The sequence below is a fragment of the Arthrobacter sp. 01T419 genome (assembly GCF_056398865.1).
The window spans coordinates 53,866-67,126 of sequence record NZ_JBFTQF010000006.1; the positions used below are offsets into that span (position 1 = coordinate 53,866).

Annotated in this window: 11 protein-coding genes and 1 pseudogene; 8 read left to right on the forward strand and 4 right to left on the reverse strand. The window is 62.8% G+C overall.

Going from position 1 to position 13,261, the window contains the following annotated elements:
- Positions 1-47: 47 nt before the first annotated feature.
- From AC1DLO_RS11565 to AC1DLO_RS11590, 6 genes and pseudogenes are all read left to right on the forward strand, one after another.
- Positions 48-701 (forward strand): annotated as a pseudogene (locus AC1DLO_RS11565) (DUF4389 domain-containing protein); the annotation flags it as partial.
- 140 nt (positions 702-841) lie between these two features.
- A complete protein-coding gene (locus AC1DLO_RS11570) occupies positions 842-2,218 on the forward strand; it encodes a DHA2 family efflux MFS transporter permease subunit (RefSeq protein ID WP_476914478.1) in 1,377 nt (458 codons plus the stop codon).
- 15 nt (positions 2,219-2,233) lie between these two features.
- The gene (locus AC1DLO_RS11575) at positions 2,234-2,641 is read left to right on the forward strand and encodes a (R)-mandelonitrile lyase (RefSeq protein ID WP_476890032.1); all 408 of its coding nucleotides are present in this window, start codon (positions 2,234-2,236) and stop codon (positions 2,639-2,641) included.
- A gap of 28 nt (positions 2,642-2,669) precedes the next feature.
- Positions 2,670-3,527, forward strand: coding sequence for an aldo/keto reductase (locus tag AC1DLO_RS11580; RefSeq protein WP_476890033.1), 858 nt, complete (start codon positions 2,670-2,672; stop codon positions 3,525-3,527).
- A 1-nt stretch (position 3,528) separates the two neighbouring features.
- A complete protein-coding gene (locus AC1DLO_RS11585; RefSeq protein WP_476890034.1) occupies positions 3,529-4,233 on the forward strand; it encodes a flavodoxin in 705 nt (234 codons plus the stop codon).
- A 316-nt stretch (positions 4,234-4,549) separates the two neighbouring features.
- The gene (locus AC1DLO_RS11590) at positions 4,550-6,070 is read left to right on the forward strand and encodes an arylsulfotransferase family protein (RefSeq protein ID WP_476914479.1); all 1,521 of its coding nucleotides are present in this window, start codon (positions 4,550-4,552) and stop codon (positions 6,068-6,070) included.
- 31 nt (positions 6,071-6,101) lie between these two features.
- Here the strand turns inward: AC1DLO_RS11590 and AC1DLO_RS11595 are convergent, their stop codons facing one another.
- From AC1DLO_RS11595 to AC1DLO_RS11610, 4 genes are all read right to left on the reverse strand, one after another.
- Positions 6,102-7,553, reverse strand: a complete 1,452-nt coding sequence (locus AC1DLO_RS11595) for a purine-cytosine permease family protein (protein ID WP_476890036.1) — start codon at positions 7,551-7,553, stop codon at positions 6,102-6,104.
- Between the two features lie 70 nt (positions 7,554-7,623).
- Entirely contained in the window at positions 7,624-8,424 is an 801-nt protein-coding gene (locus AC1DLO_RS11600; protein WP_476890037.1) for a carbon-nitrogen hydrolase family protein, read from the reverse strand.
- Positions 8,425-8,452: 28 nt separating this feature from the next.
- Positions 8,453-9,802: an APC family permease gene (locus tag AC1DLO_RS11605; protein ID WP_476890038.1), complete on the reverse strand. Its 1,350-nt coding sequence runs from the start codon at positions 9,800-9,802 to the stop codon at positions 8,453-8,455.
- Positions 9,803-9,812: 10 nt separating this feature from the next.
- The gene (locus AC1DLO_RS11610) at positions 9,813-10,691 is read right to left on the reverse strand and encodes a carbon-nitrogen hydrolase family protein (protein ID WP_476890039.1); all 879 of its coding nucleotides are present in this window, start codon (positions 10,689-10,691) and stop codon (positions 9,813-9,815) included.
- Positions 10,692-10,785: 94 nt separating this feature from the next.
- On the opposite strand from AC1DLO_RS11610, the gene AC1DLO_RS11615 reads away from it, so the two are divergent.
- Together AC1DLO_RS11615 and AC1DLO_RS11620 are read left to right on the forward strand one after the other, a co-directional pair.
- Positions 10,786-11,547: a FadR/GntR family transcriptional regulator gene (locus AC1DLO_RS11615; RefSeq protein ID WP_476890040.1), complete on the forward strand. Its 762-nt coding sequence runs from the start codon at positions 10,786-10,788 to the stop codon at positions 11,545-11,547.
- A gap of 135 nt (positions 11,548-11,682) precedes the next feature.
- Positions 11,683-13,164: a purine-cytosine permease family protein gene (locus AC1DLO_RS11620; RefSeq protein ID WP_476890041.1), complete on the forward strand. Its 1,482-nt coding sequence runs from the start codon at positions 11,683-11,685 to the stop codon at positions 13,162-13,164.
- The last annotated feature ends 97 nt before the right edge of the window (positions 13,165-13,261 follow it).

The following is a 13,261-nucleotide window of genomic DNA, read 5'->3' on the forward strand; positions in this document are numbered from 1 at the left end:
TGCTCCCTTCGTCCGCGTTGGGAATGAATGGAATCAGCGGAGGAGCTTATCCCGCGCGGTTGGAGGGGCAGTTGGATCCGAACCTCTCGCGGTGGATGTGGCTCGTCAAATGGTTCTTGGCCATTCCGCACTACATCGTTCTCGCCTTCCTCGGGCTCGCATTCGTCGTGGTGACTGTCGCGGCGGGGGTTGTGATCCTGTTTACCGGCCGCTACCCGGCCTCGCTCTTCCAATTCGCTGTTGGCGTCATGCGGTGGAATTGGCGGGTGGCTTTCTACGCCAACGGCGTCCTCGGCACTGACCACTACCCGCCCTTTACCCTCGCCCACGCGGACTATCCGGCCACATTCGACGTTGCGTATCCCGAAAAACTCTCCCACTGGCGGGTACTGGTCAAGTCCTGGCTGCTCGCCCTGCCTCACTTGATCATTGTCGGTGTGCTCGCTGGCAGCATATGGAGGTCCTCAACTGAAGGCGGCACTAACGGGATATCGCTGCTCGGCGTTCTCGTGTTCATCACAGCCGTGATCCTGCTGTTCACAGGCGTTTACCGATTGGGACTCTTCAACTTGATCATGGGAATCAACCGATGGGTCTACAGGACCGTAACGTATGTCGCGTTGATGAGCGACAACTATCCGCCCTTCCGCTTGGACCAGGGGCCGCTCGAACCGCCCGCAAGCTCCGGCAATTCCGGTTAGCGACTGCTAACTTCGGTTCGCTAGGCCGGCGAGGGTCGCCCTAACAGGCACTGGCAGTACACGGTACAACAGGCACTCCCACACGGATGCGGGGACTGGTTTTCTTGAATCAGTCCTTGTTTCTCCGTTTGGAAGGCCACATGTCTCCGACCACCATCAAATCTCCTCCGGCGACCCTCGCCCGGCCGCGCGCGTCGTTGGCGGTTGCGATGCTGGGATTCTTCGTCGTCGCCTTGGATGYCCAAATCGTCAACGTCGCCCTGCCCGGGATCCGGAACGATTTCGGGGGCGGACTCTCCGGCCTGCAATGGATCGTCACCGGCTATACCCTGATGTTCTCCGCGTTGCAGCTGTTCTCCGGGACGTTGTCAGACCGTGTCGGCGCCCGGCGAGCCTACGGCATTGGCATGACCCTGTTCACTGTTGCTTCRGTGGCATGCGGCTTCAGCCCCAGTCTTCCGGCTCTCATCGCCGGACGCGTGTTGCAGGGCATCGGCGCGGCCATGATCACCCCTACTTCCCTCGCGCTCATCCGTGAGGCCTACCAGGACCCCGCGCGGCGTGGAAGGGCAATCGTGTACTGGGGTTTGGGCGGCTCGGTCGCCGCTGCTGCCGGACCGGTGCTGGGCGGCGTTCTCACCCAAATCGACTGGCGCCTGATCTTCTTCGTCAACATTCCGGTTGGCGTGGCAGCCCTGCTCGTGCTCTCCCGCGTAGCTCCTTCGCCGTGGCGTCCGACGCCCTTTGACTGGCTCGGGCAGATCACGGCGGTCCTCACGCTGGCGAGCCTGGCTTATGGCATCATCGAGGGCGCGGAACTCGGCTATGGAAGTCCCGGAATCCTTGTTACCTTCGCAATCTGCGTCGCATCGGCGCTCGCGTTCGTGGGTGCGCAGGCCCGGGGCAAGCACCCGATGATCCCGCTCGACTTGTTCCGTTCACGCACGGTCTCCACCGCACTGACCATCGCCGCGGTCACCATGGCGGCCTTCTACGGCGTCGTGTTCCTTCAAAGTCTCTATTTCCAGCAACAACGCGGCGCCACTGCACTGGAAACCGGTCTCCTGTTCCTGCCCATGACCGGACTTGTTGCCCTCCTCAATCCGCTCGTGGCCCGGTTCGTGGACCGTTATGGGCGCATTGTCGCGATCGTCGCGGGCCTATTGCTCATGGCCTTGGGACTGGCGGGCCTTACCTTGCTCCCATCTGACGCGCCCACCCTGCTCGTCGCGTTCCTCATGGTTCCCGTCGGCGTCGGCGGCTCATTCACTGTCCCACCGATCATCGCCCTCATCATGGACCATGCGCCCGCGGGGCTGGCAGGAACCGCCAGCGGAGCGGTCAACACCGCCCGGCAGCTCGGTGGCTCGCTCGGCGTCGCCATCTTCGGTGCCGCACTCGCCGGTCAGGACTTCATGGCCGGCCTGCGCATCAGCCTCGGGACCACCGCCCTTCTCCTTCTGGTCCTCGCAGTGGTATCCCTGCCGCTACGGCACACCAAGCAATCACAGCACTAGCGAAAGGCAGTCAGGATGAAACTCGTACCTCCCACGCCAACGGCCAAAGCCCCGATCGAAAGGTTCACCGGGGAGGTCTACCTTAACCCTCTGCACAACGGCGAGGCTCCCTCGCGTCTCGTGGCGGCGATGGTCCGATTCACTCCTGGCGCCCGCACCAACTGGCATTCCCATCCCCTTGGCCAGACCCTGCACGGCACCGACGGCATCGGTCTCGTTGCCACCCGGGACGGCAGTGTGATCCTTATGCGCGCAGGGGACACGGTCCACACACCGCCCGGCGAGGAACACTGGCATGGCGCTACGAAAGACAACATGATGTGCCATCTGGCCTTGGTCGAACACGACAACGGGGAAAGCGCCACGTGGCTTGAACCCGTCAGCGACCAGGACTACGAAGCCGCGCACGCCCGAATTAACTGATGACTCCAAACCAACCAGATAGGAAACCATGAACAACGTCACCCTTAACAACGGCGTCGAGATGCCGATCCTCGGATTCGGCGTCTTCCAGATCCCCGACGACGAAACCGAAGCCGCCGTCGAAGCCGCCCTCGCAGCCGGTTACCGCCACCTGGACACCGCGGCCTCCTACGGCAACGAGGAAGCCGTCGGCAGGGCCATCAAGAACAGCGGAATCGCCCGCGACGAACTGTTCATCACCACCAAGCTCTGGATCCAGCACGCCCCGACAGGCAGTGTCCAAGACGACACCAAGCGCGCCTTCGACAGCTCGCTCAGCCGGCTCGGACTGGACTACCTCGACCTGTACCTGATCCACCAGCCGCTCGGGGACTACTACAGCGAGTGGCGCGCCATGCAGGAAATCCACAAGGACGGCCTCGCTCGCGCGATAGGGGTTTCGAACTTCCACCTGGACCGGCTGGTCGACCTCATCGACCACAACGAGATCGTCCCGGCCGTCAACCAGATCGAAACCCACCCCTTCCACCAGCGCGCCGTCGACCAGGCGCTGATGCGCGAACGCGGCGTCCAAATCGAATCCTGGGGTCCCTTCGCCGAAGGCAAGAACGGACTCTTCACGAATCCGGTCCTCAGCGCCATCGCCGAAGCGCACGGCAAGTCCGTCGCCCAGGTGGTGCTCCGCTGGCTCATCCAGCGCGAAGTGGTCGTCATCCCCAAGTCGGTCCGGCCGGAACGGATGGCCCAGAACCTCGACGTCTTCGGCTTCAGCCTCACCGAGGAGCAGATGGGCCAGGTTGCCACCCTCGACGCCGGCGCCAGCCTCTTCTTCGACCACCGCGACCCCGAGAAGGTCAGCTGGCTGGGCGGACGCAGGATCGACTGACATGCCCCCGCACCGGCCGGCCATCGACCGGCGCACCGTGCTGCGCTCCGCCGTCGTGGGGCTGGCCGGTGCGGCGGCCGTCGCCGGAACCTCAAGCAGCACCCCAGGAGCGCCGAACAACACCATGACCTCCCACCAAAAGAAGTCACAGATAACCACTTCCGAGCCAGGCGGCAACGGCGGGCGCGTCCTGCTCGCCTACTTCTCACGCGCCGGGGAGAATTATTACGACGGCGGCCGCATCCACCTCGACGTCGGCAACACTGAGGTGCTGGCCGGCATGATCAGCGCACTCATCACCTGCGACGTACACCGGATCGATCCCGCCGAGCCCTATTCCGACAACTACGATGCCACCGTGGCGCGCAACGTCCGGGAACAGAACGCGAACGCCCGCCCGGCCATCGCCACCCCGCTGCCCTCCACCGAGCAATACGACACGGTGCTGCTCGCCAGCGGCATCTGGAACGTCCGGGCACCCATGATCATGACCACGTTCGCCGAGAGCTACGATTTCACGGGCAAGACCATCCACCCGATCACCACCCACGCCATGAGTGGGCTCGGAACCACGGAGAAGGACTACGGCAAATCGTGCCCCGGCGCGATCATCGGCGAAGGACTCGCCGTGCGCGGCGAGCGTGTCCGCGACGCCGGACCGGACATCGAATCCTGGCTACGGCGGACCCAGCTCCTCCAAGGGTGATCGGCGCCGCGGTRATCGGCGCCGGAGGTGACTCGCGCCGCGTCACGCGGCGCGCCTTTTTGGCACCGCGACTCCGCTCAAACCTCGGAATCTTGAGCTCGCGGCCGACTCGACGCCCCAAAAACCTGCTCCGCGTGACGCCGTGCCGGCCAGCAACTCACACCGTCGTCGTGCCCGCTCCCTTACAGCAAACTTGCAGCTTCTGCCCGGTTCCCGCACTATGTTCCGGTTTTATCCTGAGGGGGTGGAGCGGAATACGGTGTCTGGGAACGGCGACCGAACTGTCCCGCGGGACGAGCGCGAGGCCCACTTCAGGATGAGCCGTCGAAGATTCCTCTCAGGGGCAGGGATGGCGGGCGCGGGCGTGGTTGCGGGGCTGGGTATTGCCAAGGCCGGCTTGCTGCCCGGAGTCCCAGCCTCGGTCACCGCTTCCGCACTTTCCCCGGCAGCGTCGCCGTCGCCGTCGCCGTCGTCGACTTCCACTGCTTCGCCGCCTGTGATCCGCAGCTTCGTGTCTACTGCTTTAACCGCTCCGCACGTTGCCAGTTGGTCTACCGGGCCCACGGGTGCGGGCCTGCTGTTCGTCGGGCCGATGGGCCGCGGCGCCAATGGGCTGATCATGGACAATCGCGGGGAGCCGGTATGGATGGAACCGACAGGTTCTGGCGTGACAGATCTTCGCGTGCAGGTCTTCGAGGGCCAACCGGTGTTGAGCTATTGGACCGGCACGGGAACCGGGGGACACGGTGAAGGAAAGGGCATCATCAAGGACACCCGCTATCGCACGGTAGCCGAAGTCAATGCAGGCAACGGACTTCAAGCGGATCTCCATGAGTTCACCATCACCTCTGCCGGGACGGCATTGATGATCTCCTACCCAACCGTCCGGCGTGACCTGACGTCCGTGGGCGGACCCGCGCAGGGCTACATCTTTGATTGTCATGTCCAGGAAATCGGCATCCGTTCCGGCACCGTCCTCTTCGACTGGACGGCCTCTGACCACGTCGACGTGAGCGAATCGTATCTGCGCCCGGCTGACAACCCCAAGGCTGATGGGTCCAGCGCGGCGAAAGCGTTCGATCCTTTCCACCTCAACTCCGTGGACGAGAGCGGGGACGCCCTCCTTGTTTCGTCCCGCCACACGCACACCGCCTATTTGATCGGCCGTCCGGAGGGGAAGATCCGTTGGCGTTTGGGCGGGAAACGCAGCGACTTCGCGATGACTCCGGAGTCTGTCTTCGCTTGGCAGCATGATGTTCGGCGTCGGCCCAACGGCATCATCAGCATGTTCGACAACCATTACAACCAAGGCAACACAGGGACATCTCGCGGGCTGCTTCTTGCCGTCGACGAAAAGGCACGCACCGCCGTCGTAAAGCAAGAGTTCAGCAGGGGCGGCCACCGGGGTGACGCCGAAGGGAACCTGCAGTTCGTCGATAACGGGCACGTCCTGGTGGGCTGGGGAGCGGACCCCGCCGCCACCGAATTCACTCCCGATGGGAAAGCGGTATTCGAAGCGACCGGCCTAGGCGATGCCTCCTACCGCACCTACCGCTCGCCATGGACAGGCCGGCCGGACACCGTCCCCGACCTCGCCGCGGTTCCCGGCAACGGGTCCACGATGCAGCTTTACGCGAGCTGGAACGGCGCAACCGAGGTTGCCAAATGGAGGTTCCTGACCGGAACCGGCCCCGGGTCCATGGCCGAAGCAGTGACGGTTCCGCGCCGCGGATTTGAAACCTCGACGGYGGTGGCCGCCGCACCGAGGGCGGCCGTGGAGGCCGTGGACAAGTCAGGCAACGTTTTGGCGACGTCCGCAGTCATCGCCACCGCGTGAATCCCGACGCCGTTACCGCCTCCCAGCGCAGCTACGGCAGGATGTGTTCGTGCGCGGCTGCCTCCAGGGCTTCGGCCTCTGCCTTGGCCAAGCGCGTTTCGGCGTCGACGTCGATACGGCGGGTCATCAGCCAGTACAGCCCGGCGGACACGGGAAGTCCGATAAACAGGGAGATGTCGGCGCCGTCAATGGCGTGGGCGATGAACCCGACGAAAAGCTTCCCGGCGGAGAAGAAGGGAATCATCACCACAAAGCCGACGAGGTAGGAAATGATTCCGGGCCAGCCCCAGCGTCGGTAGATCCCGTCGGGCTTGAAGATCTCGGCGATGGCGTAGTGGCCCTTGCGGACAATGAAGTAGTCGGTGAGGTTGACGGCCGTCCACGGAATGAAGAAGTACAGCACCAGCAGCAGGAAGTCGTTGAAATTCGCCAGGAAGTCGCTCGAGGCAAGGTTCGCTAGGACCACGGAAATGAGCGCGGTGATAGCGATTGTGATGATCCGGAGCCTCAGGGTCGGCCTGATCTGCCGCACACTGTCGATGGACGATATGAGGGTGAGGGAACCGCCATACATGTTCAGGGCAGTCACGGACAGCAAGCCCAGCGCGGCGACGAACAAGGCGATGCCACCGAATCCGCCGAAGAGCTGGTCGGCGGTGGATTTGATGGAGCCGATGGTCTCGAAGTTCTCCCCGGCCGCAGCGCCTATGTACGCGCCAAGGAACATCACCCAAATACCGCCCAGGGCGCTACCCCAGAACGTCCACCGGAAGGTGCCCCGTCCGCTTGCCGGCGGGAGGTAGCGGGAGTAGTCCGAGACGTAGATGGCCCAGGAGATCTGGTAGCCGGCGGCGACCCCCAATTGGCCCAGGAACGGCACCAGATGGAAGTCAGCCAGGTTGTACGCGCCGGCGGGGATGGCGAGCTTGACGGCCGCCACCGTGAGTAGCGCCAGCATGATGATGGTCAGGTAGGTCAGGTAACGCTCGAACGCGTGAATGAGGTCGTAGCCGAAAAGTGCGATGACAACGGCAACAATGGTGACCACCCAAAACCAGAGGGTTTGGGACCCGACGTTGACCGATTCCTGGATGGCTTGGCCGGCCAAGATCGTGTTGAAGATGTTGAATCCCGCGTACTGAAGATAGGCAAAGAGCCAAACTAGCAGGGCGCCGATATAGCCGAATTGCGGCCGGGACTGGATCATCTGGGGCAGGCCGAGCTGGGGACCCTGGGAGGAGTGCGCGGCCATGAACAGTGTGCCGACGAGGATGCCGATGGCGATCGCGAGCAGCGACCAGATCAGGTTGCCACCCGTGGTGATGCTGATCAACCCCACGGCCAAGGTAGCTATCTGGGCGTTGCTGACGAACCATAGCGGTCCGATGTGGGAGACCTTGCCGTGCCGTTCATTCAGGGGAACGTAGTCGATCGAGCGGATCTCCAGCCCGCGGCCCGATCCCTTATCCGTCGTTGTGCTCATGGCGTTTCTCCTTCGATGCGTGAGTGCATCTTGCACTTTGGTTTAGCACAGAGTTGGCAGTAGGTCGATATCAGAGGAGCCGGTGATGCCTCAGCGTGGGGAACTGCTCCCGGGCCTCCTGAACTGCATGTGGTGAGAGATCCAGCGTTGCGATGCTCGGCTCGGTGCCGAGGCTGTGCAGCACGGTGCCCAGCGGATCGATGAGCATGCTGTAGCCGATGGACACAGGCGGAGTTTGGGAGACAGCCGCCACGTACATGCCGTTCTCAATGGCCCGGGCCGTTGCCAGGGTGGCCCATTGCTCGGTCTTGCCCGTACCGGGAACCCAGGAGGAACAGACGAGGAGCGACTGGGCCCCAGCCTCGGCCAAGATGCGTGCGAGCTCAGGAAAGCGCAGGTCGTAGCAGGTCATCAACCCGAAGGTTATGCCGCCGCAGGAAAAGGTGACAGGCACTGGTTCCGGGGCGGGTTTGATGTACTCCGACTCACGGAATCCCTGGCAGTCAAAGAGATGGATTTTCCGGTAGCTGGCGAGACGGGACCCGTCCGGACCTATGGCCACCAGCGTGTTGAAGGCCCGGCGTCGTTCCTCGGTAGGGTCTTGTTCCTCTGACGCTTCGAGAAGGCCCGCGACGACGGTGATCCCGTAACGTGCCGCCGTCGCGTAGAGCTTGGCGGCCACCGGGCCGTCAAGGGGTTCGGCCATGTCCACGAAGCTCTGGTCCACCCGGCTTTTCTCGTACGTCGAGTACTCCGGGAACACGATGAGGTCAGACCCCTCCTGGGTGGCTCGGGCGCAGTAGTCCTCGATGAGGGCGAGGTTGCGGCCGACGTCCGTGCCGGAATCGATCTGGGCTAGGGTGATGCGCACTGCAGTCCAATCTCTCGTTGATCAGCCATCACACCAGGGCAGCTTCTTTTTCCTCCATCACCATCTCCGGTGGTGCCTTCCGGAACCCTTTGGTGATGATGCCGAGTACCACGACGCCGACGCAGAGCCAGATCAGCCCAAGTGTGATGGCATTCGAATCCAGCTGGGAGAGCAGGAACCCGTCGATGATGGCTCCCACCGCCGGGATGACCACATAGGACAATAGGTTGAGCCGGTGCCCTGAGCGTCGCTGGCGCACGTAGTAGGCAATGACTGAGATATTGACCAGGGTGAAGGCCGTAAACGCACCGAAGTTGATGAACGACGTGGACGTGGCGACGTCCAAGAACATGGCGACGAGTCCCACCGCGCCGGTAATGACCAGGTTGAATACGGGCGTGTGGAAGGACCTATTCAGCGCTCCGAAGATCTTCTTGGGCAGGACAGAATCCCGGCCCATGGCGTAGAGCAGGCGTGAGGCGCTGGCCTGTGCCGCGAGCCCGGAGGCAAACTGGGACACCACGAGTCCCGCCAGGAACACTGCGCCGAAGAACTGGCCCCCGATCTTCAGGGCTATGTCCGACGCCGCCGACGCCGAATCGTCGAACACCCCGCCGGGGTGGATCAGCTGGGTCGTGTAGGACACGACGACGAAGATCGCGCCGCCGATGAGTGCCACCAGCATGATCGCCTTCGGCACGGTCTTTTTCGGCTCGACGGTCTCCTCGGTGAGGGTGGAGACGGCGTCGAAGCCCAGGAACGAGTACGCCGCGATGGCCGCTCCCGCGGTGATCTTGTCGAAGCTCGAGGTGTCGTTGAAGAAGGGAGCGGTGCTGACCAGGGCGCTCGCGCCGGACGTGGAGAGCAAGTTTCCAACGGTCAGGGCAACGAACAGGACGATCACCAGAAGCTGGAACGCCATCAGCAGATAGTTGGCCTTGTCCGCGACCTTGACGCCAACCACGTTCAGTAGCGTGGTGATGGCGATGAACGCGACAATCCAGACCCCAATGGGGATGTCAGGGAACTGGGCCGTGAGGTAGGAGCCGCCGATCAGCCAGATAACCATCGGCAGGAACAGGTAGTCCAGCAGGACAGCCCAACCGGCCAGGAATCCGATCCGGGAATCGATGGAGCGTCGGATATAGGTATACGCGGAGCCGGCCACCGGATAGGCAACAGCCATGCGTCCATAGCTTTGTGCGGTGAAGAGCATGGCTACCATGGCCACCAGATAGGCCGACGGCGATGCTCCACCGGTGGTTTCGGCGATCACTCCGAAGATTGCGAGCACGATGAGTGGGGTCAGGTAGGCGAGTCCGAACAGGACCAGCGAGGGCAGTTTCAGGGCGCGCGTGAGGCTCGGTTGTGTTGTCACCGATGGTTCCTTAGGAGTCGGAGGACCGTGGGGTCCAAGTGGCCGGGTCGATGCGGCCTTGGTAGATCGGCAGCTCGATGGCCGGCTCGCCAGGGCGGAATTGGGACCAGGGACGGTTGAGGTTTTCGGTTCCGTGAGTGCGGACATGCTCGACGGCGGAAAGGTCCAGTTCCGCGGCGAGTAGGGTTGGGGCGTCGTCGGTGGCCTCGGCTATGGTGTTTCCCTCGGGGTCCACAATCAGGCTCAGGCCTTTGCCGGTGGGGCCCGCGCAGTTGACGCTGACCATGAAGACCTGGTTCACAATTGCGTTCGCCTTGGCGAGGACGAGTTCCTGCTTGCGGTCCGGCGTCGTGGTTTTCACGACGTTGAGGATGACTTCGGCGCCCATCCACGCGAGTTGGCGGGATACCTCGGGGAACCAGGCGTCGTAGCAAATGTTCAGGCCAACCCTGCCCATCCCCGCCAAGTCAACGGTCGTGAATCGATCGCCGGGGTCGTAGGGCTCAAAGGGGCGCCAAGGGAAGACCTTGCGGTAGTAGCCCGCAAGCTCTCCGGCAGGGGAGAGGACCAACTGGGTGTTGAACAATTGCCCCTCGGGGCCGCGCTCGCAGACGCTGCCCGGAACCAGCCAGATACCCAAATCCGCCGCGAGCTGTCGCAACTCGTTGACCCGCGGACCGTCCAGCGGTTCGGCAGAGTCCTGCAACACTTCAGTGCGCTGCTGATCCGGGTAGGTGTCCCCGAAGAGGTGCAGCTCCGGGAAGACCACAAGTTTGCTTTGCGGTTGGATCGCGACGGCGGCGGCGACCTCGTCTGCGAACGCGTGGATCGGCTCGCCGATCAGTCGGGGCGGCGCTTGAGCGGCGATGAGGGGAAGGATGCGTTGCACTGTTTTTCTCCACGTTGTCGTTGTGACTCGCCTCATATTAGATCATAATGATCAAATAAATGAAAGGTGGATTTTGCCCCGTAAAGTAGCGGATATGACCCGTCAGCTTGAGGACACTACCGGCGACTCACCCATCGATGCCGCCCCTTTGCTCGGTATCGACCGGAGGAGCGCGATCGACGCCGTGCGGCTGCGGATCGGCATGGCCATATCCCTGGGACTGCTCCAGCCGGGGGAGCGATTGCCTGACCAGCAGGACGTCGCGCTGGGTCTCTCGGTTAGCCCGATCACTGCCCGTAGGGCCTTGGCAAGCCTGGCCGATCAGGGCGTAGTGGTCCGACGCCGCGGACGAGGTGGCGGAACGTTTGTCGCTGACGAGCCGCCGCGGAACGTGCTCGAGGAGCTCGCGGCGTCGCCCGCCGAATCCCACGCGGTGAACCGGCTAGTGGACCGGCGGCTGCTGTTCGAATGCGCGGTGACGCACTTTGCCGTGGTCAATGCCACCGCCGGGCAACTCGATGAGCTGGAGCGGCTCACCCAAGAGATGGCTGGATCGACCAACTGGTCCGAGTATCACCAGGCCGACGAGCGGTTTCACCAACTAGTCGCGGTGTCCTCGGGATTAGGCCCGGCAGTGGACGCTTATAACGAGACATTGGCGGAACTCTATGCCTATTTCATCCCGTACCCGATCGAGCTTCTGCACAAATCCAACCAAGACCACATTGCGCTCGTGAACGCTCTGCGCGCACGGGACGATCGCGGGGCCGTCGAGGTGTCACGGCGGCATGTGGACGTGCTGCACAAGACGATGTTCATGGGCCTGGCCAGCGGTACCGGCAACCAAATGGGGTAAATCACAACTCTCGCCCTATAGTCCGGTATATCGGACTAAATATGGCTGCCTTTCGGTGATAGCCGTCACTTCGCATGCTCTGATTGATTCTCAGTTGGGGACATCGGACTTCGGTTGTCAAAGTAAGGAACAGGCATGCAGGCCACAGGAAACACGGGAACAGGCGGGCCGCGCGTCGAGCGCCGCTCCATTGATTTTGTCCCGGGGAACGAGCGGCATGGTTCGCCGGTCCAGCAGTTCACGCTCTGGTTCGGGGCGAACATGCAGATCACCGCCATTGTCGACGGCGCGCTGGCGGTGGTCTTCGGCGCTGATGCCCTGTGGGCGATCATCGGTCTCTTGATCGGAAACCTTTTGGGGGGCGCGGTGATGGCGCTTCACGCGGCCCAGGGTCCGAAGCTCGGCTTGCCACAGATGATTTCCAGCCGGGCACAGTTCGGAATCTTCGGTGCGGTGATTCCCTTGGTGCTGGTGGTCGTGATGTACCTCGGCTTCGCTGCAACCGGTACCGTCCTTTCCGGACAGGCCATCAGCCTCATCCTCCATACAGGCACCCCGGCCGTGGGCATGATCGTCTTCGGGGTGCTGACCATCATCGTGGCGACCCTGGGTTACAAATACATCCACATGTTGGGCCGCATTGCGACTGTGGTGGGTGTCCTTGGCTTCACCTACCTGGGCATCAGGTTGTTGGTCACCCAGGACGTCGGCGCACTCCTGGGAGCTGGCGGTTTCGAGTTTCCTACCTTCCTGCTCGCCATTTCGCTTGGCGCTGGCTGGCAGCTGACGTACGGTCCGTACGTGGCCGATTACTCCCGGTACCTGCCCGCCAACACTCCTGCGCGCAAGACCTTCATGTCGGCATACCTCGGCACGGTGCTTGGTTCTCAGTGGTCCATGACCCTCGGCGCGCTCTTCGCTGCCCTCGCCTTGCCTAAGGGTGCGAGGTTCCTGGATGGCCAAGTCGCCTTCCTCGGGAATTTGAGCGGCGGCGGACTGATCGCCGTGGTCATCTACCTCGTCATCGTGACCGGAAAACTGACGGTCAACACGCTTAACGCCTATGGCGGCTACATGACCATGCTTACCTCGGTCACGGCCTTCACTCGAAAGTCGGCAGTGGCATCTTGGACTCGTTTTGCCTATGTGATCGGCTTCATTGGACTCTCGGTACTCATCGCAGTCCTGGCTTCGCCCGATTTCATTGCCAATTTCAAGAACTTCGTCCTGCTCTTGCTGATGGTTTTCATCCCGTGGAGCTCGATCAACCTCGTGGACTACTACCTGGTTTCGAAGGAAAAGGTGGACATTCCGGCACTCTACGACGTGAACGGCCGCTACGGGCGTTGGAACAAGACAGCGTTGTTCAGCTACGCGATCGGCATCGTTGTCCAGATCCCGTTCCTGGCGCAGACCCTCTACACCGGCCCGATGACCGAGCTGCTCGGCGGGGCCGATATCTCCTGGCTCGTAGGACTCGTTGTCACGGCGCTTGTCTTCTACCCGCTGGGGAAGAGGAACTCCAACGCTCCGGCTGAGATGGTCTACCCGACGGAACTCGGCTCGGAGGCAGTAGCTCCGCTAGCCGGGTCAGAGCCGAACAACGCAGCAGTTTAGGCTCTGCCCCGCCCCCAGACGCTCGCTCACCTTTGGGGTGTTTCCGGCGGACGCTCGCTCACCTGAGGTGAGCGAGCGTCCTGGCATTTGGCCTCAT